21 protein-coding genes are annotated in these 22,842 nt (G+C 72.8%); 4 read left to right on the forward strand and 17 right to left on the reverse strand.

Annotation, left to right across the window (positions count from 1 at the left end; translation table 11 throughout):
- Window positions 1-34 precede the first annotated feature (34 nt).
- A complete protein-coding gene (gene lysS, locus AC3ERT_RS33790; RefSeq protein ID WP_435178778.1) occupies window positions 35-1,765 on the reverse strand; it encodes a lysine--tRNA ligase in 1,731 nt (576 codons plus the stop codon).
- A gap of 267 nt (window positions 1,766-2,032) precedes the next feature.
- On the opposite strand from lysS, the gene argS reads away from it, so the two are divergent.
- Window positions 2,033-3,808 carry an arginine--tRNA ligase gene (argS, locus tag AC3ERT_RS33795; RefSeq protein WP_435178780.1) on the forward strand — a complete coding sequence of 592 codons (1,776 nt, stop codon included), beginning with the start codon at window positions 2,033-2,035 and terminating at the stop codon, window positions 3,806-3,808.
- Between the two features lie 87 nt (window positions 3,809-3,895).
- Here the strand turns inward: argS and AC3ERT_RS33800 are convergent, their stop codons facing one another.
- The 8 genes from AC3ERT_RS33800 to AC3ERT_RS33835 all read right to left on the reverse strand — a co-directional run bounded on the left by AC3ERT_RS33800 (window position 3,896) and on the right by AC3ERT_RS33835 (window position 11,847).
- Window positions 3,896-4,444, reverse strand: coding sequence for a L,D-transpeptidase (locus AC3ERT_RS33800; protein ID WP_335978482.1), 549 nt, complete (start codon window positions 4,442-4,444; stop codon window positions 3,896-3,898).
- Between the two features lie 43 nt (window positions 4,445-4,487).
- Window positions 4,488-5,474, reverse strand: a complete 987-nt coding sequence (hemB, locus tag AC3ERT_RS33805; RefSeq protein WP_435178782.1) for a porphobilinogen synthase — start codon at window positions 5,472-5,474, stop codon at window positions 4,488-4,490.
- Between the two features lie 196 nt (window positions 5,475-5,670).
- Window positions 5,671-7,350 (reverse strand): bifunctional uroporphyrinogen-III C-methyltransferase/uroporphyrinogen-III synthase, encoded by a 1,680-nt coding sequence (locus tag AC3ERT_RS33810; RefSeq protein WP_435178784.1) that lies wholly within the window; start codon window positions 7,348-7,350, stop codon window positions 5,671-5,673.
- Window positions 7,347-8,468 carry a hydroxymethylbilane synthase gene (gene hemC, locus AC3ERT_RS33815; RefSeq protein WP_435125491.1) on the reverse strand — a complete coding sequence of 374 codons (1,122 nt, stop codon included), beginning with the start codon at window positions 8,466-8,468 and terminating at the stop codon, window positions 7,347-7,349. Before hemC ends, AC3ERT_RS33810 begins: the two co-directional genes overlap by 4 nt.
- A complete protein-coding gene (locus AC3ERT_RS33820; protein ID WP_435178786.1) occupies window positions 8,461-9,825 on the reverse strand; it encodes a glutamyl-tRNA reductase in 1,365 nt (454 codons plus the stop codon). Before AC3ERT_RS33820 ends, hemC begins: the two co-directional genes overlap by 8 nt.
- 67 nt (window positions 9,826-9,892) lie before the next feature.
- Window positions 9,893-10,603 carry a redox-sensing transcriptional repressor Rex gene (locus tag AC3ERT_RS33825; RefSeq protein ID WP_335978491.1) on the reverse strand — a complete coding sequence of 237 codons (711 nt, stop codon included), beginning with the start codon at window positions 10,601-10,603 and terminating at the stop codon, window positions 9,893-9,895.
- A 131-nt stretch (window positions 10,604-10,734) separates the two neighbouring features.
- Window positions 10,735-11,409 (reverse strand): 3'-5' exonuclease, encoded by a 675-nt coding sequence (locus tag AC3ERT_RS33830; protein ID WP_435125499.1) that lies wholly within the window; start codon window positions 11,407-11,409, stop codon window positions 10,735-10,737.
- Window positions 11,410-11,601: 192 nt separating this feature from the next.
- Window positions 11,602-11,847 (reverse strand): glutaredoxin family protein, encoded by a 246-nt coding sequence (locus tag AC3ERT_RS33835; RefSeq protein ID WP_435178788.1) that lies wholly within the window; start codon window positions 11,845-11,847, stop codon window positions 11,602-11,604.
- Window positions 11,848-11,930: 83 nt separating this feature from the next.
- Between AC3ERT_RS33835 and AC3ERT_RS33840 the strand changes: the two genes are divergently transcribed.
- From AC3ERT_RS33840 to AC3ERT_RS33850, 3 genes are all read left to right on the forward strand, one after another.
- Window positions 11,931-12,857: an HAD family hydrolase gene (locus tag AC3ERT_RS33840; protein WP_335978496.1), complete on the forward strand. Its 927-nt coding sequence runs from the start codon at window positions 11,931-11,933 to the stop codon at window positions 12,855-12,857.
- 448 nt (window positions 12,858-13,305) lie between these two features.
- On the forward strand, window positions 13,306-14,103 hold the full coding sequence (locus tag AC3ERT_RS33845) for an ECF subfamily RNA polymerase sigma factor, BldN family (protein WP_335978498.1): 798 nt from the start codon (window positions 13,306-13,308) through the stop codon (window positions 14,101-14,103).
- 198 nt (window positions 14,104-14,301) lie between these two features.
- Complete coding sequence (locus tag AC3ERT_RS33850; RefSeq protein ID WP_435178790.1) at window positions 14,302-15,624, forward strand: DUF5667 domain-containing protein; 1,323 nt, start codon at window positions 14,302-14,304, stop codon at window positions 15,622-15,624.
- A 25-nt stretch (window positions 15,625-15,649) separates the two neighbouring features.
- Here AC3ERT_RS33850 and AC3ERT_RS33855 read toward each other — a convergent pair whose 3' ends face one another.
- The 8 genes from AC3ERT_RS33855 to AC3ERT_RS33890 all read right to left on the reverse strand — a co-directional run bounded on the left by AC3ERT_RS33855 (window position 15,650) and on the right by AC3ERT_RS33890 (window position 22,766).
- Window positions 15,650-16,891: a lysophospholipid acyltransferase family protein gene (locus tag AC3ERT_RS33855; RefSeq protein WP_435178792.1), complete on the reverse strand. Its 1,242-nt coding sequence runs from the start codon at window positions 16,889-16,891 to the stop codon at window positions 15,650-15,652.
- A complete protein-coding gene (locus tag AC3ERT_RS33860) occupies window positions 16,888-17,976 on the reverse strand; it encodes an NAD-dependent epimerase/dehydratase family protein (protein ID WP_435178794.1) in 1,089 nt (362 codons plus the stop codon). The genes AC3ERT_RS33855 and AC3ERT_RS33860 overlap by 4 nt, the downstream gene beginning before the upstream one ends.
- A gap of 172 nt (window positions 17,977-18,148) precedes the next feature.
- Complete coding sequence (locus AC3ERT_RS33865) at window positions 18,149-18,364, reverse strand: 30S ribosomal protein bS22 (protein WP_435125512.1); 216 nt, start codon at window positions 18,362-18,364, stop codon at window positions 18,149-18,151.
- Between the two features lie 29 nt (window positions 18,365-18,393).
- Window positions 18,394-18,606 carry a helix-turn-helix domain-containing protein gene (locus AC3ERT_RS33870; RefSeq protein WP_202235362.1) on the reverse strand — a complete coding sequence of 71 codons (213 nt, stop codon included), beginning with the start codon at window positions 18,604-18,606 and terminating at the stop codon, window positions 18,394-18,396.
- A gap of 129 nt (window positions 18,607-18,735) precedes the next feature.
- Window positions 18,736-19,536 carry a phosphatase gene (locus tag AC3ERT_RS33875; RefSeq protein WP_435125516.1) on the reverse strand — a complete coding sequence of 267 codons (801 nt, stop codon included), beginning with the start codon at window positions 19,534-19,536 and terminating at the stop codon, window positions 18,736-18,738.
- Between the two features lie 90 nt (window positions 19,537-19,626).
- Window positions 19,627-20,814, reverse strand: a complete 1,188-nt coding sequence (locus AC3ERT_RS33880; RefSeq protein WP_435125518.1) for an acetoin utilization protein AcuC — start codon at window positions 20,812-20,814, stop codon at window positions 19,627-19,629.
- Complete coding sequence (locus AC3ERT_RS33885; RefSeq protein WP_335978510.1) at window positions 20,783-22,015, reverse strand: MFS transporter; 1,233 nt, start codon at window positions 22,013-22,015, stop codon at window positions 20,783-20,785. Before AC3ERT_RS33885 ends, AC3ERT_RS33880 begins: the two co-directional genes overlap by 32 nt.
- Window positions 22,016-22,118: 103 nt before the next feature.
- The gene (locus tag AC3ERT_RS33890; protein WP_435125524.1) at window positions 22,119-22,766 is read right to left on the reverse strand and encodes an HAD family hydrolase; all 648 of its coding nucleotides are present in this window, start codon (window positions 22,764-22,766) and stop codon (window positions 22,119-22,121) included.
- Window positions 22,767-22,842 lie beyond the last annotated feature (76 nt).

Genomic DNA, 22,842 nt, shown 5'->3' on the forward strand with positions numbered 1-22,842 from the left:
CTCCTGCGGCCGGGAGCCGGCCGTCAGCAGACAGTCAGGAACCGCCGCCCAGCAGCGACCGCACCCGGTCCTGGCCCACGGCCAGCAGCAGGGTCGGCAGCCGCGGACCGGTGTCCCGGCCGACCAGCAGTTCGTACAGCAGCACGAAGAACGACCGCTGGGCCGCCTTGAGTTCGGGCGTCGGCTTCGCGTCGGGCGTCAGGCCGGCCCGGATCTTCGGGACCGCGTAGACCAGGGTGGTCAGGCCGTCCAGCGACCAGTGGCTGTCCAGGCCGTCCAGCAGCAGCTTCAGGGAGCCGCGGTCGGCGTCGTCGAGCGCGGCGAGGCGGTCGGTGTCGGGCTGGTCGCGCACCACGGTGCGCTGCTCGGCCGGGACGTACGTCGCGATCCAGTCCTCGGCGCGGTCCAGCCGCGGCCGCACCTCGGCGAGCGAGGTGAGCGGGTGCTCCGGGTCCAGCTCGGAGAGGATGCGCAGCGTCTGCTCCTCGGCGCCCGCGGTCACGTCGGCGACCGAGGCGAGGGTGCGGTACGGCAGCGGGTGGACGGTGCGCGGGAGTTCACCGCGGGCGGTGCCGACCGCCCGGGCGTACGCCGCCGCGTCGGCGGGGAGCACGGTGCCGTCGGCGACCTTGCGGGAGAGCGCGTCCCACTCGTCGTACAGCCGCTGGATCTCCTGGTCGAAGGCGATCTTGAAGGACTGGTTGGGCCGGCGGCGGGCGTACAGCCAGCGCAGGATCTGCGGCTCCATGATCCGCAGGGCGTCGCCGGGGGTGGGCACGCCGCCCTTGGACGAGGACATCTTGGCCATGCCGGAGATGCCGACGAACGCGTACATCGGCCCGATCGGCTGCTTGCCGCCGAAGATCGGTCCGACGATCTGCCCGCCGACCTGGAAGGACGACCCGGGCGAGGAGTGGTCGACGCCGGAGGGCTCGAAGACCACGCCTTCGTACGCCCAGCGCATCGGCCAGTCGACCTTCCAGACCAGCTTGCCGCGGTTGAACTCGCTGAGCCGGACCGTCTCGGAGTGGCCGCAGGCGCAGGTGTAGCTGAGCTCGGTGCTCTCGTCGTCATAGCTGGTGACGGTGGTGAGGTCCTTGCCGCAGCGCGCGCAGTACGGCTTGTACGGGTAGTACTCCGCGCCGGCGCCGCTGCCGTCGTCCTCCGCCGCGGCGCCCGAGCCCTCGGCGGCGGCGAGCTCCGCCTCGTCGACCGGCTTCTGGCCCTGCTTGGCGGCGGGGGCGGCCTTCTTCGTGCGGTACTGCGCGAGGATCGCGTCGATGTCGGCGCGGTGCCGCATGGCGTGCAGCACCTGGTCACGGTAGGCACCCGCGGTGTACTGCGCGGTCTGGCTGATGCCGTCGAACTCCACGCCGAGGGCGCCCAGGGCGTCGACCATGGCGGACTTGAAGTGCTCCGCCCAGTTCGGGAACGGGGAGCCGACCGGGGCGGGCACCGAGGTCAGCGGCTTGCCGATGTGCTCGGCCCACGAGTCGTCGACGCCGGGGATGCCCTTGGGCACCTTGCGGTACCGGTCGTAGTCGTCCCAGGAGATGAGGTGGCGCACCTCGATGCCGCGGCGCCGGATCTCGTCGGCCACCAGGTGCGGGGTCATGACCTCGCGGAGGTTTCCCAGGTGGATCGGGCCGGAGGGGCTGAGCCCGGACGCGACGACAACGGGTTTCCCGGGGGCGCGGCGCTCCGACTCGGCGATGACGTCGTCCGCGAAACGGGAGACCCAGTCGGCCTCGGTGCTTGCTGCCACGGTCCTCTTCTTCCTGGGGGCCTTCGACGGTGCTCGCCGCCGGCCGCGAAGCGTCCGCGGGACCGGCGGGCCGGGACCTGCCCGGCACCTTCATTCTCCCAGACCCGGCGCGTGCGGCGGCCAGCGAATAATCCGCCTGTGGACAACCCGGCGCGGCCGCTTCCGCCTGTGGATAACCCGGTGAGGGGGTCGCGGGGCCCGTGGGACAATGATGTCGCCACGGTCGCGTGGCACGTCCGATCTCCCGACACACGGAACGGCACCTCCATGGCCTCGGTCGCTTCCCTCTCCGCCTCGCTCCAGCAGCGCGTCTCCGCAGCCCTCGCGGCCGCGGTGCCGTCGGCCGTCGACGCCGACCCGCTGCTGCGACGAAGCGACCGGGCGGACTTCCAGGCGAACGGGGTGCTGGGCCTGGCCAAGCGGGCGAAGGCCAATCCGCGGGAGCTGGCCGCGGCCGTGGTCGCCGCGCTGCCCGCGGACGAGGTGGTCGGCGAGGTCGAGGTCTCCGGCCCCGGCTTCCTGAACATCACGGTGCCGGACGCGGCGATCACCGCCAACCTCGCCCTGCGCGCGGCCGACGAGCGGCTCGGCGTGCCCGGCAAGGCCGCCCCGGGCACCACCGTCATCGACTACGCGCAGCCGAACGTGGCGAAGGAGATGCACGTCGGCCATCTGCGGTCCTCGGTGATCGGCGACGCGATCGCGAAGATCCTGGAGTTCGAGGGCGAGAAGGTGGTGCGGCGGCACCACATCGGCGACTGGGGCACCCAGTTCGGCATGATGATCCAGTACCTGCTGGAGCACCCGCACGCGCTGGACCACACCGAGGCGGCCGGCACGGACGCCGGTGAGGCGTCCATGTCCCGGCTCGACCGGCTCTACAAGGAGTCCCGGGCGCTCTTCGACACCGACGAGGCGTTCAAGGAGCGGGCGCGGCGCCGGGTGGTCGACCTCCAGGCCGGCGACCCCGAGACCCTGGCGACCTGGCAGCGCTTCGTCGACGAGTCGAAGATCTACTTCTTCTCCGTCTACGACAAGCTGGACATCGCGATCGCCGACGAGGACATCGTCGGCGAGTCGGGGTACAACGACATGCTGGTCGAGACGTGCGAGCTGCTGGAGAAGTCCGGGGTGGCGGTGCGCTCGGAGGGCGCGCTGTGCGTCTTCTTCGACGACATCAAGGGCAAGGACGGCGAGCTGGTACCGCTGATCGTCCGCAAGTCCGACGGCGGCTTCGGGTATGCGGCGACGGACCTGTCCGCGATCCGGAACCGCACCGGCGACCTGCACGCCGACACCCTGCTCTACGTGGTGGACGTCCGGCAGTCGCTGCACTTCCGGATGGTCTTCGAGACCGCGCGGCGGGCCGGCTGGCTCACCGACGGCGTGGTGGCGCGCCACCTGCCGTTCGGCACCGTGCTCGGCGCCGACGGCAAGCCGTTCAAGACCCGGGCCGGTGCCAGCGTCAAGCTGGAGGACCTGCTCGACGAGGCGGTCCAGCGGGCCACCGCGGTGGTGCGGGAGAAGGGCGAGAAGATCGGCCTGTCCGAGCAGGAGATCGTGGACAACGGCCGGCAGGTGGGCATCGGCGCGGTGAAGTACGCCGACCTGTCCACGTCGCTGGGCCGGGACTACATCTTCGACCTGGACCGGATGGTCTCGCTCAACGGCGACACCAGCGTCTACCTCCAGTACGCCTACGCCCGGACCCGGTCGATCTTCCGGAAGGCGGTGGCCGGCCAGCGCCCCGTCGCCCACCCCGAGCTGGCCCTGGAGCCGGCCGAGCGGGCGCTGGGGCTGCACCTGGACGCCTTCGGGGACGCTCTGGCGGAGGTCGCCGAGAGCTACGAACCGCACCGGCTCGCCTCGTATCTCTTCCAGCTCGCCTCGCTGTTCACCACGTTCTACGAGCAGTGCCCGGTGCTGACCGCCGACGGCGGCCCGGCCCAGGTGGAGAACCGCCTGCTGCTGTGCGAGCTGACCGGCCGGACCCTCAGCAAGGGCCTGGAACTCCTCGGCATCCGCAGCCCCGAGCGCCTCTGACCCCTCCCGCCGCTCCCACCAGCGGCACAAGCGGGGCCGTCCCGGTGGACGGCCCCGCTTGTGATGCTCCGCTCCGGGCGGCCGGTGCTACTTCAGGACCACGACCGTGGAGCCGATGACGGTGTTGTTCCAGATCTTGGTCTCGTCGGCGCGGTGGACGCGGATGGCGCCGGTACGCAGTGCGGAGGAGGGGGCGGTGACCTTGTCGTCGATCGGGGCGGAGAAGGCCACCCAGGTCTCGGCGGTGTACTCGAAGAAGACGACGTGTTCGACGTGGACGCCGTCGGAGCCGGTGCCGGTGGCGTTGCGCCCGGTCACGTAGTGGGTGCCGACCTGGGCGGGCACGGTGCCGGGCTGCACCAGGAAGGTGGAGGTGGGCCCGGAGCGCGGGACCACCCACACGCGGTGCTGGGAGATCGAGTAGACGATCCGCTTACCGGTGTCGGAGTGCGCGGGCACCGGCGGCGGGGTCTGCGGGGACTGCTTGCTCGCCGAGGGGTGCGGCGCGGGCGCCGCCGTGGCCGGCTTGCCGCCCGGGGCCGATCCGCTGGCCTGGATCGCCAGCACCGACACCACGGCCATCGCCCCGGCCGTCAGGCCACTGACCGTGGCCCACGAGGGTATGCCCCGACTCATCGGACCCCCTCCCCTTCCTCAACAAGCACCCGCCCGGCGGCCGTCAGAGCCGCTGGGCGACTTCCGTGGCCCAGTAGGTCAGGATCATGTTCGCGCCCGCCCGCCGGATCGACGTCAGCGTCTCCATGATCGTACGGTCCCGGTCGATCCAGCCCTTCTCGGCGGCGGCCTCGACCATCGCGTACTCCCCGGAGACCTGGTACGCCGCGACCGGCACGTCGACGGTGTCCGCGACCTTCCTCAGCACGTCAAGATACGGCAAGCCGGGCTTGACCATCACCATGTCCGCGCCCTCCGCGAGGTCGAGCGCCAGCTCGCGCATCGACTCGCGCAGGTTCGCCGGGTCCTGCTGGTAGGTCTTGCGGTCGCCCTTGAGCGAGGAGCCGACGGCCTCCCGGAAGGGGCCGAAGAAGGCGGAGGCGTACTTCACGGTGTAGGCGAGGATCGCCACGTCCTGGCGGCCGATCTCGTCCAGTGCGTCGCGCACCACACCGACCTGGCCGTCCATCATCCCGGACGGGCCGACCACATGGACACCGGCGTCGGCCTGTACCTGGGCCATCTCCGCGTAGCGCTCCAGCGTCGCGTCGTTGTCGACCCGGCCCTGGTCGTCCAGCACACCGCAGTGGCCGTGGTCGGTGAACTCGTCCAGGCACAGGTCGGACATCACGATGACGTCGTCGCCGACCTCGGAGACGACGTCGCGGATCGCCTGCTGGAGGATGCCGTCGGGGTCGGTGCCGGCGCTGCCCACCGCGTCCTTGGTCTCCGGGACGCCGAAGAGCATCAGGCCGCCCACGCCGGCCGCGGCCGCCTCCACGGCGGCCTTGCGGAGGGTGTCGCGGGTGTGCTGCACCACACCGGGCATCGAGGCGACGTCGACGGGGGCGCTGATGCCCTCGCGGACGAACATCGGGAGGATCAGCTCCGCCGGGTCCAGGCGGGTCTCGGCGACCAGGCGGCGCATCGCGGGTGAGGTGCGCAGGCGCCTCGGCCGCGCTCCGGGGAACTCGCCGTACCGGCTGCTCATCGGCTGCGCCGCCTTTCTGTGGACAACAGGGCCGTTTTCCACGGTACGCCCGCGCACAGGGTGCAGTTGCCGACGATCAGTCGGTGCCCCAGGTACCCTCAGGCGCCCCCGGGCACCCCCGGCGCCACGCCCCGGACCCCTCGGCAGGCGGCCCCCGAACCGACAGGACCACCCGCCCCCGGCACTTCCGCGCCGGCTACACCCGGGAGCGGCGGCGCGCCCCGGGACGGCGCTCGCTGGGCCGCGTGACGGGGTCGCCCGCCGCCTCCGCCGCCGTACGCCGCGCCCGCCCGAACTCCGCCAGCGCCTGCGCCAGCGCGTGCACGGACGGCTCGGGGGCCATCACGTCCACCCGCAGCCCGTGCTCCTCCGCCGTCTTCGCCGTCGCGGGCCCGATGCACGCGATGACCGTCACGTTGTGCGGCTTCCCGGCGATCCCGACGAGGTTGCGCACCGTCGAGGACGACGTGAAGAGCACCGCGTCGAACCCGCCGCCCTTGATCGCCTCGCGGGTCTCGGCCGGCGGCGGCGAGGCGCGCACCGTCCGGTAGGCGGTCACGTCGTCGACCTCCCAGCCGAGTTCGACCAGACCGGCCACGAGCGTCTCGGTGGCGATGTCGGCGCGCGGCAGGAACACCCGGTCGATCGGGTCGAAGACCGGGTCGTAGGGCGGCCAGTCCTCCAGCAGCCCGGCGGCGGACTGCTCGCCGCTGGGCACCAGGTCCGGCTTGACGCCGAACTCGACCAGCGCCTGCGCGGTCTGCTCGCCGACGGCGGCGACCTTTATCCCGGCGAACGCCCGGGCGTCGAGGCCGTACTCCTCGAACTTCTCGCGGACCGCCTTGACCGCGTTGACCGAGGTGAACGCGATCCACTCGTAGCGGCCGGTGACCAGGCCCTTGACCGCGCGCTCCATCTGCTGCGGGGTGCGCGGGGGTTCGACCGCGATGGTCGGCACCTCGTGGGGCACCGCGCCGTAAGAGCGCAGCTGGTCCGACAGGGACGCGGCCTGCTCCTTGGTGCGCGGCACCAGCACCCGCCAGCCGAAGAGCGGCTTGGTCTCGAACCAGGACAGCTGCCGCCTGTGCGCGGTGGGCTCGCCGACGACGGCTATCGCGGCGATCGGGCCCTCCGGCGTCGGCAGCGCCTTGGTCGCCTTCAGCTCGGCCGCGATGGTCGCCAGGGTCGCGCTCCAGGTGCGCTGACGGGTGGTGGTGCCGGCCACGGTGACGGTCAGCGCGGTGTCGGGCTTGCGCCCGGCGGCGACGAGTTCGGCGGCGGCCGAGGCGACTGTCTGGAGGGTGGTGGAGACCACCAGCGTCGCGGAGCTGGCGCCGACCTCGCCCCAGCACTGGTCGGAGGCGGTGGCCGCGTCCACGAACCGGACGTCGCCGCTGAGCGGCACACCGGCGTACGCGGGCACGCCGAGCGCGGCGGCGACGCCGGGGACGACCTCGAACGGGATGCCCGCGTGGGCGCAGGCGAGCATCTCCTCGGCCGCGGAGGCGTCCAGTCCGGGGTCGCCGGCGATCGCGCGGACCACCCGCTTACCGGTGCGCGCGGACGACATGACAAGCTGTGTCGCAGCAGCGGCGGCGTCCAACACCTCGCCGTCCTGGGGGTCCCTCCCGGGCGAAGCTCCGGGGGAGGGTTCGGCCGTGCCCACGTCGGCGCGGGCGTGGCCGCGGACGACGTCGAGCACGTCGCCGGGACCGATCAGCACGTCGGCGAGGCCCAGGGCCTCGACGGCGCGCAGGGTCAGCAGGCCCGGGTCACCGGGCCCGGCGCCGAGGAAGGTCACGTGCCCGGCGGCTGGGGCGGCCGGACCGGCGGCGGTGCCGGCCGGGTTGGTTGTAACGACGGCGGCGGGGTTCAAGATGTGCGCTCCCCCATAAGACCGGCCGCGCCCTTGGCGAGCATCGCCACGGCGAGTTCGCGGCCAACGGCCCGCGCCTCGTCGTCCGACGCCGGTACGGGACCGGTGGTGGACATCTGCACCAGCGTGGTGCCGTCGGTGGTGCCGACGACGCCGCGCAGGCGCAGCTCGGTAAACTGCCCGTCGGCCACGAGGTCGGCCAGCGCGCCCACAGGGGCGGAGCAACCGGCCTCAAGGGCGGCGAGCAGGGATCGCTCGGCGGTCACGGCAGCCCGGGTGAACGGGTCGTCGAGTTCGGCGAGCTGTGCGGCCAACTCCTGGTTGGAGGCGGCGCATTCGACGGCGAGCGCGCCCTGCCCGGGAGCGGGCAGGCTGACGCCGGTGTCGATGAGCTCGCTCGCCTCGGCGAGTCTGCCGATACGGTTCAGCCCGGCGGCGGCCAGGACGACCGCGTCGAGTTCGCCTGAAGTAACGTACCCGATTCGGGTGTCAACATTGCCACGGATCGGGACCGTCTCGATCTCCAGTCCGTGTGACCGTGCCCACGCGTTGAGCTGGGCCATCCGGCGCGGCGAGCCGGTGCCGACCCTGGCGCCGGGCGGCAGTTCGGCGAAAGTGAGCCCGTCGCGGGCCACCAGCGCGTCGCGCGGGTCCTCGCGGACCGGGATCGCGGCGAGTACCAGGGCGTCGGGCGCCGTGGTGGGCAGGTCCTTGAGGCTGTGCACGGCGAAGTCGATGTCACCGGCGAGCAGCGCGTCGCGCAGCGCGGAGACGAAGACCCCGGTGCCGCCGATGCGGGCGAGCTCCTCCTTGGAGACGTCGCCGTAGGTGGTGATCTCGACGAGTTCGACGGCCCGGCCGGTCAGCTGCCGGACCTGGTCGGCGATCATGCCGGACTGCGCCATCGCGAGTTTGCTGCGGCGGGTGCCCAACCGCAGTGGCGCCGCGCTGTCGGTGGAGCCGCGCCGCGCGGCGCGTGCGGCCGGGTCCGCCGGCTGGTCCGAGAGCTGGTCCGACGGCTGGTCCGTCGGCGACGGCGGCTGGTCCGCGCCGGTCGTTCCGGGGGCCGCGGCCGGCGGCCGCACCGTTTCCGGCTCCGGCCCCGCAGGGTTACTCATTGCCCGCCTCGATTCGGTTCGGTGCCACCCGGGTCGGCGGCCGGGTGTCGGCCCGGCTGACGGCGGCGACCGCCTGCGGGTCGAGGTCGAAGAGTTCGCGCAGCGCGTCGGCGTACCCGGCGCCGCCGGGCTCGCCGGCCAGCTGCTTGACCCGCACGGTCGGCGCGTGCAGGAGCTTGTCCACCACGCGGCGGACGGTCTGGGTGATCTCGGCGCGCTGCTTGTCGTCCAGGCCGGGCAGCCTACCGTCGAGGCGGGCGAGTTCACCCGCCACGACATCGGCGGCCATCGCGCGCAGCGCGACCACGGTCGGGGTGATCCGGGCCGCCCGCTGGGCCGCGCCGAAGGCGGCGACCTCCTCGGAGACGATCGCCCGGACCTGGTCGACGTCGGCGGCCATGGGCGCGTCGGCGGAGGCCGCGGCGAGCGACTCGATGTCGGCGAAGTGCAGCCCGTCGATGTGGTGGGCGGCCGCGTCCACGTCCCGCGGCATCGCCAGGTCCAGTACGGCCAGCGGCCCGTCCGCGGTGCGGCGGCGTACGGCGCCGCGCAGGTCGTCGGCGGTCAGCACCAGGCCGGTGGCGCCGGTGCAGGACACGACGAGGTCGGCGTCGGCGACCGTGCCGGACACCTCGTCGATGGTCAGGGCGCGGGCGCTCAGCCCGGGGTGCTGCTCGCCGAGCATGGCGGCCAGCCGCTGGGCGCGCTCGACGGTGCGGTTGGCGACGGCCAGTTCGCGCACCCCGGCGCGGGCGAGGGTCGCCGCGGCCAGCGAGGACATCGAGCCGGCGCCGACCACCAGGGCGCGGCGGCCGGCGAGCGGGCCGGTGGCCGGGGCGAGTTGGGACAGCCCGAAGGTGACCAGGGACTGCCCGGCTCGGTCGATGCCGGTCTCGGAGTGGGCGCGCTTGCCGACCCGCAGCGCCTGCTGGAACAGGTCGTTGAGCAGGCGGCCGGCGGTGTGCTGCTGCTGGCCGAGGGCCAGGGCGTCCTTGATCTGGCCGAGGATCTGGCCCTCGCCGACCACCATGGAGTCCAGCCCGCAGGCCACCGACAGCAGGTGGTGGACGGCGCGGTCCTCGTAGTGCACGTAGAGGTGCGGGGTCAGCTCGTCCAGGCCGGCCGAGCTGTGCTGGGCGAGCAGCGTGGACAGTTCGGCGACCCCGGCGTGGAACTTGTCGACGTCGGCGTACAGCTCTATCCGGTTGCAGGTGGCCAGCACCACGGCCTCGGCGGCCGGTTCGCAGGCGACGGTGTCCTGGAGCAGCTTGGGCCGCGCGCCCTCGGGCAGGGCGGCGCGCTCCAGCACGCTGACGGGGGCGGTGCGGTGGCTCAGCCCGACGACCAGAAGACTCATGAACACTCCCCGTCGCCCGCGGACCGGACGGCGCCGGACCCACCTCGCCGCATGGCGCTGCGCTCGTTCATGCCGGCATCACGGCGGGTACGTCGCCGTCCGGGTCCTGGCGTTCCTCACCGGCCTTGCGCTGCTCGTGGAAGGCGAGGATCTGCAGCTCGATGGAGAGGTCGACCTTGCGCACGTCGACGCCGTCGGGCACCGACAGCACCGTGGGCGCGAAGTTGAGGATGGAGGTCACACCGGCCGTGACGAGGCGGTCGGTGACCTCCTGGGCGGCGCCGGCCGGGGTGGCGATCACGCCGATGGACACCTGGTTGTCCGCGACGATCGTCTCGAGCTCGTCGATGTGCCGCACCGGCAGGCCCGCGACCAGCCGGCCGGCCAGGGCCGCGTCGGCGTCCAGCAGCGCGGCGACGCGGAAGCCGCGGGAGGCGAACCCGCCGTAGTTGGCGAGTGCGGCGCCCAGGTTGCCGATACCGACGATGACCACGGGCCAGTCCTGGGTGAGGCCGAGTTCACGGCTGATCTGGTAGACGAGGTACTCCACGTCGTATCCGACTCCCCGGGTCCCGTAGGAGCCCAGGTAGGAGAAGTCCTTGCGCAGCTTCGCGGAGTTGACTCCGGCGGCGGCGGCGAGTTCTTCCGAGGAGACGGTGGGCACCGAGCGCTCCGAGAGTGCTGTCAGTGCCCGCAGATACAGCGGAAGCCTGGCGACGGTGGCCTCGGGAATTCCTCGGCCGCGGGTCGCCGGTCGGTGTGTTCGGCCAGTTGCCACGGTGCTCCTGCGGGTAGAGCTGGGCTGAGGGCGACCGCGGTCTTTGGGGACGCCCCGTGGACGCCAGGCTATGTCTTTGTGAACGCGTGCACAAAGATGGTGTCCGATTTGCCCGGCGGAAGTGATGGGCATCACGCGTGCCCGTGGCGGGCATGCGGCACTGTTCGGCGGGCCGAATCGTTGCCGCGCCGCAGCCACAGGCCGTCCGCCGCCGCGAGCAGGCCGGACGGCTCCGGCCAGGGCAGCCCGGCCGCGGCCGCCAGCAGGTCGGACAGGCCCGGCAGTTGCGGGGCGTGGTGGGCGAACAGCGCGGCGGTGGCGCGGACGTCACCGAGCGCGGTGTGCGGGCTCCAGTCGGTGACGCCGATGCGCGCCGCGCAAGCGCGCAGCGACAGTCCGTACGGCGCCGACGGGCCCAGCGCCGCCGCGGTCCGCATGGTGCACACCTCGGGCGCCGCGGGCAGCCGCAGTCCCAGCCGGGCGTACTCCGCGGCCAGGAAGGCCCGGTCGCAGCCGACGTTGTGGCCGACCAGCACCCGGCCGCGCAGCAGCGCCAGCAGCCGCGCCGCGATCGCGGCGAACCGCGGGGCTCCGGCCAGGTGTTCCGCCTCGATGCCGTGGATGTGCGTGGGGCCGACCGGGCCCTGCGGGTCGATCAGCGTGGTGAACTCGCCCTGCGGCACCAGGTCCCGGTCCAGCAGCAGCACCGCGAGCTCGACCACCCGGTGCCGGTGCGAGGACGAGCCCGTCGCCTCCACGTCCACGACGGCATAGCCGTACGAACCCTGGCTCCGGCCCGGAAGCACGCGCCCACGCTCCTCACGCATCGCCCCCGGGTGTACAAAACGCCCCCGATGGTAGTCGAACACGCGGCTACGCAGGCAATCCGCCCAAAAGCACCCACCGCCGCCGGGCCGTGGGCACCGCCGGACGGGCCGGCGACGGTCAGGCGCCAAGGTGGGGCGCCGAGGTCGGGCGGCGGTCACATTCCGATCAGGTCAGGCGAGTGCCGCCCGCAGCCGCCGCTCGTCGACCCGCCAGAACGTGTGCTGCTCGCCGTCGACGAGCACCACCGGGATCTGCTCCCAGTAGCGGTCGTGCAACGCGGCGTCCTGGGTGATGTCCTGCTCGGTCACGACCGCGCCGGTCTCGGCCGCGACCTTCGCGATCACGGCGCGGGCGTCGTCGCAGAGGTGGCAGCCGGGCCGGCCGATCAGGGTCACCGTCTTCGGGGTCGTCGTCATGCCCGCCATTGTGTCCCGCTCCGTTCACGCGCCCGCATCCCGGCCGCAGCGGGCCCGCCCCCGGACCTCGTTATGCTCGCGGCATGGCCGCTCTCAAATGGCTCACCCCCCGTAGGCAGTCCGCCACCGAGCGGAGCGTGCTGGCAGGAGAGGCCGCCGCGGAGGCCGCGCTCGACCACCGGACGCAGGCCGGCGACGCGGCCGCCGAACCGGCGGAGCAGCAGTTCCCGGTGGCGGGCGACCCGCGGGCCGCCGCCTTCTTCGACCTCGACAACACCGTGATGCAGGGCGCCGCGCTCTTCCACTTCGGCCGCGGCCTGTACAAGCGGAAGTTCTTCGACAAGCGCGACCTGCTGCGGTTCGCCTGGCAGCAGGCGTACTTCCGGCTGGCCGGCGCCGAGGACCCCGAGCACATGCAGGACGCCCGCGACAGCGCGCTGTCCATCGTCAAGGGGCACCGGGTGGCGGAACTGACGGCCATCGGCGAGGAGATCTACGACGAGTACATGGCCGGGAAGATCTGGCCCGGTACCCGCGCCCTCGCCCAGGCCCACCTCGACGCCGGGCAGCGGGTGTGGCTGGTGACGGCCGCGCCGGTGGAGACCGCCGCGATCATCGCCCGCCGGCTCGGGCTGACCGGGGCGCTGGGCACCGTCGCGGAGTCGGTCGACGGCGTCTACACCGGCCGGCTGGTCGGCGAGCCGCTGCACGGCCCGGCCAAGGCCGAGGCGGTACGGGCGCTGGCGACGGCCGAGGACCTCGACCTGTCGCGGTGCGCGGCCTACAGCGACTCCACCAACGACATCCCGATGCTCTCGCTGGTCGGCCATCCCTACGCGATCAACCCCGACAGCGGGCTGCGCAAGCACGCGCGGGCCGAGGGCTGGCGGCTGCGCGACTACCGCACCGGGCGGAAGGCCGCGAAGATCGGGATTCCCGCGGCCGCGGGCATGGGTGCGGTGGCCGGCGGCGTCCTGGCGGCCCTGGCCGCCCGCAGGCGCTACCGCTAGCCGCCCGGGCGAGCCCAACACCCCGACACGGCGGAGAGGCGCGCGGCGCTGTACGGAAGCGCGTGCGGCGCGCTCCGTACGATTCCGCGCGCCCGCGCCCGCCCGCGCGGACGGCTCGCGCCGGTGCACCGGAACACGCGCCCCGCACGGCGCGCACGGCTCGTTCGGCCGGACGAGCGGCTCGCATCCGCGACTTCGACACGAGCACAACACGCGCTTCACACGAGCGCTTCACGACTCGAAGTGGTCAACTCGGGCGCCCCGTTCGATAATTGGTCGATCACGATTCCGCACAGGAAGTGCCGGAAACGGCGATTTCCACAACTCGGTGTAGCGCCGCCTGTACGAAGCGTTATTCTCCTCAGACGCATTCCGGTACCCGCACGTCGCCACGACGGGTGAACGGTCCCGTACTGCACGTGATGGAAGTTCTGCCTCTGGGAGTCCCGTGTACCCACACGACGGGGTTGTCACCTCCGGCCTGGCTGCGCTGCGCGCTCTGGTCACCGACCAGTTGCCGCGTGTCCCCGCGTACGCCGCGCCCGCCCTCGCCACGTCCGGTCCCACCGTCCCCGGCCCCGCCTACGCCCTGGCCGAAATCAGCACCGCCGCAGGCAGACGCACCCGCAACAGCAGCCCGCAGCGCGGCCAGGCCGCCGACAAGGCCGCCCCGGCCCGACGGCCCGCGTCGGACACCGACAGCGGCCGCATGATGGACCTGGTCGAAGCCGCGCAGAGCGGCGAGACCGAAGCCTTCGGCCGGCTCTACGACCACTACAGCGACACCGTCTACCGGTACATCTACTACCGGGTGGGCTCCAAGGCGACGGCCGAGGACCTCACCAGCGAGACGTTTCTGCGCGCCCTGCGCCGTATCGGCACCTTCACCTGGCAGGGCCGCGACTTCGGCGCCTGGCTGGTCACGATCGCCCGCAACCTGGTCGCCGACCACTTCAAGTCGAGCAGGTTCCGGCTCGAAGTGACCACCGGTGAAATGCTGGACGCCAACGAAGTGGCCCGCAGCCCCGAGGAATCGGTGCTCGAACAGCTCTCCAACGAAGCGCTGCTCACCGCCGTCCGCAAGCTCAACCCGCAGCAGCAGGAGTGCATCACCCTGCGCTTCCTCCAGGGCCTGTCGGTGGCCGAAACCGCCCGGGTGATGGGCAAGAACGAGGGCGCCATCAAGACGCTCCAGTACCGCGCGGTGCGCACCCTGGCCCGGCTGCTGCCCGAAGACGCCCGATGAGTGGCGCCCAGGGCGTACGCTGCCCGATCATCAGACCTGCGTAACCCAACCGGACCGGCACTCGTTGCAACACATGCAGACACTTCCGCGCCGCACGCCGCTCACCGCTTTTCACCCGATCGGGTGGACGGCTTCGGAGAGGGCAACCTTCCGGACGGCGGGTGGAGTCGAGTGTGGAGACGAGAGGAGGTGCCGCCCGTGATCGGACAGGCAACGGCACACCGTCGGGCGAACGCCTTCGCCCAGGCGGTCGAGGACGCCGGGCTCGACGGCGGCCGCGAGGACAGCACCGGCGGACACGGCGCCGGTGCCGGCACGGACGGCGCAGCGGACAGCCGCGGCGGCGGTACGCCCGGGGGCGCGTCCAGCGGTGCGCACAGCGCCGGCGAGACGCACGGCACGCACGCCGCCGACCGCCACGCCGACCCCGAGCAGGGTGCGATGGTCGCCCTCGCCGGTGCCATCGGCCGGCGCCCGCGCCCCGCGATGGACCCCGCGCGCAAGACGGTGCAGCGCGCCCAGCTGATCGCCGCCATGGAGCAGGCGATCGCCGACGGCAGCTTCCGCCCCGCCACCCGCGTGCCCGAGCAGCGCGGTGAGAGCGGCCGGCTCGCACCGGCCGCCGCCCTGCGCCGGTTCGCCCCGCGCTCCCGGCTGTCCCGCCGGCTCGCGGTCGGCGGGCTGACGATGGGGGTCGCCGCGGGCGCCCTGGGCGGTGTCGCCGCGGCGAGCACCAACGCCCTGCCCGGCGACAGCCTGTACGGCCTCAAGCGCAGCATGGAGGACATCAAGCTGGACATGGCGGGCAGCGACGCCTCCCGGGGCAAGGTCTACCTCGACATGGCGTCCACCCGCATGCAGGAGGCGCGCCGGCTGATGGACCGCGGCCGCGGCGGGCAGCTCGACCCCGAGTCCGTCGCCGAGGTGCGCAGGGCGCTGTCCGGGATGCACCAGGAGGTGGCCGAGGGGCACCGTCTGCTCACCGACGCCTACCGCAAGAACGGCTCGCTCCAGCCGATGGAGCTGCTCAACAGCTTCGCGGAGAGCCACCGCCAGGGCTGGACCGACCTGAGCGGCAAGCTGCCCAGCCAGCTCACCGACGTCTCCGACCAGGTGACCTCGCTCTTCGACGCCATAGACGCGGAGGTCGCGCCGCTGTCGCTGCCGCAGAAGGACCACTCCGGCGCCTCCGCCACCCATGGCGCGGACTCCGGCACCGGTCACGACGGCGGCCCGCGCGGCGGCTCCCCCTCGAGCGGCCCGTCCGCGACGGCCACGTCGAAGGACACGGCCGGAGACGACAGCGGGCAGAGCCCCAGCCCCTCGCCCTCGGGCAGCACCGCCGACGGACTGATCGGCGGCTCGGGCAACCTGCTCGGCACCGCGCCGAAGCTCCCGGACCTGCCGGAGACGACCCCGACGCCGACCCCCAGCCCCACCCAGCACTCCGTCGAGCTGCCCCCGCTGCTCCCCGGGCTGCTCCCCGGCCTCGGCCTGACCAGCAGCACCGACGACAGCTGACGCGGCACCGTGCGGCGCCGCCCGGTCAGAAGAACACCGAGCGGCGCTCCACCAGCAGTTCGTACAGCGTGTGCTGGATGGTCTCCCGCACCTGGTCGGTCAGGTTGAAGACGAGCATCGGGTCGTCCGCGGCCTCCGGAGCGTAGGAGTCCGTGGGGATCGGCTCGCCGAACTGGATCGTCCACTTCGTCGGAAGCGGAACCAGTCCGAGCGGGCCGAGCCAGGGGAAGGTCGGGGTGAGCGGGAAGTACGGGAAGCCGAAGACCCGGGCGAGGGTGCGGGAGTTGCCCACCATCGGGTAGATCTCCTCGGCGCCCACCACCGAGCACGGCACGATCGGCACCTTCGTTTTCAGTGCCGTCGCCACGAACCCGCCCCGCCCGAACCGCTGGAGCTTGTACCGCTCCGAGAAGGGCTTGCCCAGGCCCTTGAAGCCCTCGGGCATCACCCCGACCACCTCGCCCCGCTCCAGCAGCAGTTGCGCGTCCTCCGCGCAGGCGAGGGTGTGGCCGGCCTTCCGCGCCAGCTCGTTGACGACCGGCATCATGAACACCAGGTCCGCGGCGAGCAGCCGGAGGTGGCGGCCGGCCGGATGGTGGTCGTGCACCGCGACCTGGGTCATCAGCGCGTCGATCGGCAGCGTCCCGGAGTGGTTCGACACCACCAGGGCGCCGCCCTCGGCGGGAATGTTCTCGATGCCCCTGACCTCGACCCGGAAGTACCCCTCGTACAGCGGGCGCAGCAGCGACAGCAGCACCTGGTCGGTCAGCTCGGCGTCGAAGCCGAACTCGTCGACGTCGTAGTCCCCGGTCACCCGCCGCCGCAGGAAGGACAGGCCGCCGGCGACCTTCCGCTCCCACGGGCCGCCGAGCAGCCGGTCGGCGACAGCGCCGAACGCCGCGGACAGCGACGCCCCGAGGTCCTCCGCACCGCCCGGGCCGCCGCCCTCCGCCGCCGGATCGCCGGCCGCCTCCGGGCGGACACCGTCGGCGGCGCCTCCACCGCCGCCGTGCGGGCCCTGTCCGGCGCCTGCCGGCGGTGTTCCGTCCGCCTGCGCCGGAATGCCCGGACCGTCCTCCGGAACGGCCGCCAGCGGCGCCTGGGCGGCACCCGCGGCCTTCTGCCCGGACCCCGCCGCACCCGCCTTGCGCTCCCGGCCCCGCGACCGCCGCGCGCCACCACTGCCGCTGCTGCTGCCGGCGCCGCCGGCACCCGCGCCGCGGCGGCGGCCGTCGTCCCCGAACGGGATGACCTTCGCGTCCGTCATGACTGCCGTTCCTCCTGCCGCTCCGGCCCCCGCTTCGTTCCCGGCCCCGCGGCCGCCGCCCGCCGCACCCGCGCCGCCACCCCGTCGACCGCTGCCGCCAGCCGGGCCGGCGGCAGCAGGCCGCCGGCCCGGGAGCGGGCGAAGTCCTGGAAGGTCTCCGCGGTGGTGTGGACGGGGTGGAAGCCCAGCGTCTCCCGCATCTGCCGGGTGTCGACCACCCGGCCGTGGGTGAGCAGCCGGATCTGCTCGGCGGAGAAGTCCGTCACACCCGCGGTGCGCAGCATCCGCCCCACCCAGGTCACCGCGGGCAGCAGCACCGGCACCGTCGGGCGCCCCAGCCGCCGCGCGGTCTGCGACAGCAGCAGCACCCCGTCCCCGGCGATGTTGAACGTGCCGCTGTTCAGCGTCCCGCGCCGCGGCTCCGTGGCCGCGACCACCAGCACCTCGTCGACGTCGTCCTCGTGCACGAACTGGAGCCTGGGGTCGTATCCGAACACCGTGGGCAGCACCGGCAGGTCGAAGAACTCCGCGAGCGGGGTGTCCGCGCGCGGCCCGAGGATGTTGGCGAAGCGCAGCACCGCCACCGCCACGTCGGGCCGGCGCCGGGCGAAGCCGCGCACAAAGCCCTCGACCTCGACCGCGTCCTTCGCGAAGCCGCCGCTGGGCAGCGACTTGACCGGGGTGGTCTCGGTGAAGACCGCCGGGTCGCGCGGCGCGGAACCGTAGACGCTCGTGGTGGACTTCACCACCAGCCGCCGGACCGTCGGCGCCTTCTGGCACGCGCCCAGCAGCTGCATGGTGCCTATGACGTTGGTCTCCTTGGCCTGGGTACGACCGCCGGCGCCCAGCGGGGTGCCGCTGACGTCCAGGTGCACCACGGTGTCCACCGCGTGCCGCGCCAGCACCTTTCCGATCACCGGCTGCCGGATGTCGGCCCGGACGAACTCCGCGTCCCCCAGGTCGTGGTCGGGCGGCACCACGTCGACCGCGACCACCCGGTCCACCTCGGGCTCGCGCTGCACCCGCCGGACGAACCGCCCGCTGAGCTGCCGCGCGACTCCGGTGACGAGCACCACCTTGCCCACGTTCAGCGCCTTCCTGAGGGAATGCTGTCACCGTACCCCGCCGCCGTGTCACCGCGGTGACGCAACGCCCCCGCCCGCGGGCGGCCGCCGAACGGCCCGGACACGCCACTGCCCCCTTCCACCACCCTGGATCGGGCGGTCGAAGGGGGCAGGAGAGCGGCAAGCAGCCCGCTTACTTCTTGTTGCGGCGCTGGACACGCGTCCGCTTCAGAAGCTTGCGGTGCTTCTTCTTCGCCATACGCTTGCGCCGCTTCTTGATGACAGAGCCCACGACAACCCTCGCTTCGGTTTCACTCGGTGCGGGGCGTCCGAGCCCACACGACCTACGTCGGCCTAGCCTACCCGCCCCGAGCGGACGAACGTAACCGAGGCCCACGCGGCCCGTCACCGGCCCGTTACCGGACCGCTCACGGCAGCTCAGGCAGACTCCACCCCCACATAGCTCTCCCGCAGGTATTCGTGCACGGCCTGCTCCGGAACCCGGAAGGACCGACCCACGCGAATCGCCGGCAGATGACCGCTGTGCACCAGGCGGTACACGGTCATCTTCGACACCCTCATGACCGCCGCTACTTCGGCGACAGTGAGGAACACGACCTCGTTGAGAGGCCGACTTTCAGTTACAGCCATGACACACCTGAACCTTCCGCACATGACGGCCACCGGCTTCCCCTCCGGCGACTCCAAACAGGCATGTGCGCTCCCCCTCAGATTAGGGGCGGATGATGCAAGTGGGGAAGAGGAGTTGCGAAGGGAGGATTACTGCCCGAGCCATGCGCTCTTCAGGACGTAACGGGTGACCGGCCGGTAGTAATCCGACCGAGCGGTGTCGTCGAGTGGTACGGCCACCGACACTCTGCCCTCCGCCTCCGCCACGAAAACCGCCGGGTCGTCGCAGTCCCCGATACCGATCGCCTCGATGCCCAACTGCCCTGCCCCGCAGACGAATCCATGGTCCCCCACCACGAGTTTCGGCAGAATTCCCGCCTGCTGCGCGGCCGCCGCGAGGGCCGCCCTGACCGGCAGCGGCGAGTGGGTGTGCGCGCCCCGCTCGGCCCCCTCCGCCCGCACCACCGCGACCCCGCCGACGTAGCCGAGGCGGTGTACGCGTACGCCGAAATGAGTGGGCATCCGCATGCAGTGGTCGTAGTGCGGGGTGAGCACCTGGCACCCGGCCGCCGACAGCGCGGCGGCCAAAGTTGCGTAGAAACCAAGGAGACGATGTGGATGTCCTGTGCCCAACAGGACGGGTAGCCGGTCATGCGCCGCACGCGCCAACCGCTCCGCGAACGCGTCCAGCGCCGCCACCGTGCGGTCCGGATCGATCGCGTCGGGCCCCGACGTCCGGCACGGATCGGCCGACACCCCGCACCGGTCCGCCATCAACCGCAGCAACTCCGCCCGGTCCCACGCCCCCTCCGGCTCCAGTCCGCAGGTCTGCCGCGGATCACGCGCCGCGAACAACCCGTAGTTCACCAGGCTCTGCTCCCGCGCCGTGGCCACCTCGCCTGCGAGCCCCACCGCCACCAGATGTGCGCGCAGCGCACCCACACTCACCACGCGCCCGATCCTGCACGGGCCCCGCGGCCGGTACATAACGAACCTTCCGAAATCACCCCCACGGGTGGGCCGTCGAACCCCGCCACGGCCCTACGGCAGCAGCCCGTGCAACGGGAAGACCGCCCGCCGCGTCGCCAGCACCGCCTGGTCCAACCGCGACGCCGGGTCGTACCCCCCGTCGTCGAACTCCGCCCACCGCCCCGGCGCACCGTCCGTCATCCGCGCCGACACCGACGTCCGCGTCAGCGCGTACGCCTGGTCCTGCCACTCCCGCGGCACCGCCGTCCGCGGCTCGACCGGCGTCCCCGCCGCAATGCCCACCAGATGCGCCCACGCCCGCGGCACCACGTCGGCGACGGCGTACCCGCCACCGCCCAGCGCCACCCAACGCCCCTGCGCGTGCTCGTGCGCCAGCCGGTGGCACGCCTCCGCCACCACCCGCTGCGCGTCCAGCGACACCGCCAAGTGCGCCAACGGGTCCTCCACATGGCTGTCCGCGCCGTGCTGCGACACCAGCACCTGCGGCCGGAACGCCGCCACCAGCGCCGGCACCACCGCGTGGAACGCCCGCAGCCAGCCCTCGTCCCCCGTGCCCGCCGGCAGCGCCACGTTCACCGCGCCGCCCTCCGCGTCCGCCCCGCCGGTCTCCTCCGGCCACCCGGTGGCGTACGGGAAGAGCGTGCGCGGCGTCTCGTGCAGCGAGATCGTCAGCACCCGAGGGTCGTCCCAGAACGCCGTCTGCACACCGTCCCCGTGATGTACGTCCGTGTCCACGTAGACCACCCGCTCCGCGCCCAGCTCCAGCAGCCGCGCCACCGCGAGCGCCGCGTCGTTGTAGACGCAGAACCCCGCCGCCTGGCCGGGCATCGCGTGGTGCAGCCCGCCGGCGAAGTTGACCGCATGGTCGGCCTCGCCCCGCCACACCGCCTCCGCCGCGCCCACCGACTGCCCGGCGATGAGCGCGGAGGCGTCGTGCATCGCCGCGAACGCCGGGTTGTCCATGCTGCCGATGCCGTACGCCGCCTCGGTCCCGGCCTGGGCCGCCGCCGGGTCCGCCGAGGCGCGGCGCACCGCCGCCACGTAGTCCGACCGGTGCACCAGCTCCAGCGTCGACTCCCCCGCCGCCGGAGCCGCCACCACCTTGAGCCCCGCGTCCAGGCCGAACGCCCGCACCAGGGCCCAGGTCAGCTTCAGCCGCACCGGGTCCATCGGGTGCCCGTCCCCGAAGTCGTACGCCGTTACCCGGTCATCCCACATCAACTGCGCGCGGCCGCTCATGGCCGACACCGTACCCGCCGGGACCCGCCGCGAAAGATCGCGCGTACAGCAGCGTGGCTCCCACCAGGACCATCGGTACGACCATGGCACCGCGGTAGCTCCACGCGTCGCCGAGCGCCCCGACCAGCGGCGATCCGACCAGGAACCCCACGTAGTTGAAGATGTTCAGCCGCGCGATCGCCGAGTCCGACGCCTCGGGGAACATCCGCCCGGCCGCCGCGAACGTCTGCGGCACGATCACGCACAGCCCGAACCCGAGCAGGGTGAAGCCGAGCATGCCCACCCACGGCCCCGGAGCCACCGCCACCACCGCGAACCCGGCCATGGCGACGACCGCGCCCACCCGCACCACCGCGACCGCCCCGAACCGCCGCACCCCCTGGTCCCCGACCGCCCGCCCGACCAGCGTGGTCACCATGTACACCGCGTACGGCACCGTGGAGAGCTGGTCCGAGCTGTGCAGCGTGTCCTGGAGGTACTTCGCACTCCAGTTGGAGACCGTCGAGTCGCCGATGTACGCGAAGGCCATCACCAGGCACAGCGGCAGCAGCATCCGCATGACGACCTGCTGGGCGGCCCCGCCCCCATCCGGGCTGCGTCCCTCCGCCACGTCGGCCGACACACCGCCCGGCTGCTGGTCGCGGTACCAGCGGCTCGCCGTCAGCGTCAGCGGGATCAGCACCAGCACCGCCGGCCCGTACAGCGAGAACAGCGCGAAGTGCCAGTGCGCGCCCGACCAGGCAAGCGACGCACCGACGATGCCGCCCAGGCTGTAAGCCGCGTGGAAGCCCAGCATGATGCTCTGGCCCCACTCCCGCTGGAGGCTGACGCCCAGCATGTTCATCGACGCGTCCAGCCCGCCGACGCACACCCCGAACAACGCCAGCGTCACCGCCGCCGTCCACACCCGGTCCCCGGCGCCCAGCCCCGCCAGCACCAGCCCCACCACCGGCTGCACCCAGCGCAGCACCACGCTCGGCCGCACCCGCTTCACCAACTGCTCGGTCAGCACGCTCCCGACGCCCGCCAGGATCGGCACGGCCGCCAGGAACACCGGCAGCAGCCCGTCACTGATCCCGTAGCGGTCCTGGATCGCGGGGATACGGGTCACGAGCAGCGCGAAGAGCGCGCCCTGCGCGAAGAAGCTGACCGCGAGGGCAGCTCGGCCTTGCCGCAGAGCCTGCGGGCGAGCGACATCCATAAGCGAGCAGGCTAAGCGCGGGAGCTACGGATGAGTAGGGTCTGTGCGGACGATTCCGCACGGTCAGCCGGTCGGCGGGTCGGCAGCTCGGTCGGTCGGCAGCTCAGCCGGTCAGCAGCGCGGGCAGCTCCGTCATCCGCTCGAACAGCGCGGTCGCCCCCGCCAGGTTCCCGGGCGGCGTCATCGCGGTGAACCCGTACACGTCCATCCCGGCCGCGACCGCCGCCTGTACGCCCAGCCGGCTGTCCTCCACCACCGCACAGCGGCCCGGCGCGACACCCATCTCCCGGGCGGCGTGCAGGAACAGGTCGGGGGCCGGCTTGCCACGCCCCACGTCCTGCGCGGAGAAGATCCGCTCCTCCCCGAACCGCTCGTACAGGCCGGTCTTCCGCAGCGCGACCCGAATCCGGTCATGCCCGCCGGAGGAGGCGAGGCAGTACGGCACCCCGTCCGCGGCGAGCTGGTCCAGCACCGCGGCGACGCCGACAACGGGCTCCAGGTCCCGTTCGAAGGCGGCGAAGACCTGGGCGTGGAACGCGTCGTCGAAGTCCGCCGGCAGCACGGCCCCCGACCGCTCACGCACCAGGTCGTGCACCCGGTGCATCGCGGCACCCATGAAGTCGCGGAGCGAGTCCTCGTACGTGGTGGGGTGCCCGGCCGCGGTCAGGCGCTCCGCGAGGATGCGGTTGGAGATCGGCTCGCTGTCCACGAGGACGCCGTCGTTGTCGAAGATCACCAGGTCGTACTGCACGGGCTCACGCTACCCGGACGGTACAACGCAAAAAAGCTCGGGTCCCCCGAATAAATCCGGGGAACCCGAGCTGAAA

Source organism: Actinacidiphila sp. bgisy145, from assembly GCF_057708125.1.

Coding starts and splice junctions, on each gene's coding strand:
- argS (WP_435178780.1), top strand. CDS start 2,033: ATGGCCTCGGTCGCTTCCCTCTCCGCCTCGCTCCAGCAGCGCGTCTCC.
- AC3ERT_RS33800 (WP_335978482.1), bottom strand. CDS start 4,444: ATGAGTCGGGGCATACCCTCGTGGGCCACGGTCAGTGGCCTGACGGCC.
- hemB (WP_435178782.1), bottom strand. CDS start 5,474: ATGAGCAGCCGGTACGGCGAGTTCCCCGGAGCGCGGCCGAGGCGCCTG.
- hemC (WP_435125491.1), bottom strand. CDS start 8,468: ATGAGTAACCCTGCGGGGCCGGAGCCGGAAACGGTGCGGCCGCCGGCC.
- AC3ERT_RS33820 (WP_435178786.1), bottom strand. CDS start 9,825: ATGAGTCTTCTGGTCGTCGGGCTGAGCCACCGCACCGCCCCCGTCAGC.
- AC3ERT_RS33835 (WP_435178788.1), bottom strand. CDS start 11,847: ATGACGACGACCCCGAAGACGGTGACCCTGATCGGCCGGCCCGGCTGC.
- AC3ERT_RS33840 (WP_335978496.1), top strand. CDS start 11,931: ATGGCCGCTCTCAAATGGCTCACCCCCCGTAGGCAGTCCGCCACCGAG.
- AC3ERT_RS33855 (WP_435178792.1), bottom strand. CDS start 16,891: ATGACGGACGCGAAGGTCATCCCGTTCGGGGACGACGGCCGCCGCCGC.
- AC3ERT_RS33870 (WP_202235362.1), bottom strand. CDS start 18,606: ATGGCTGTAACTGAAAGTCGGCCTCTCAACGAGGTCGTGTTCCTCACT.
- AC3ERT_RS33880 (WP_435125518.1), bottom strand. CDS start 20,814: ATGAGCGGCCGCGCGCAGTTGATGTGGGATGACCGGGTAACGGCGTAC.
- AC3ERT_RS33885 (WP_335978510.1), bottom strand. CDS start 22,015: ATGGATGTCGCTCGCCCGCAGGCTCTGCGGCAAGGCCGAGCTGCCCTC.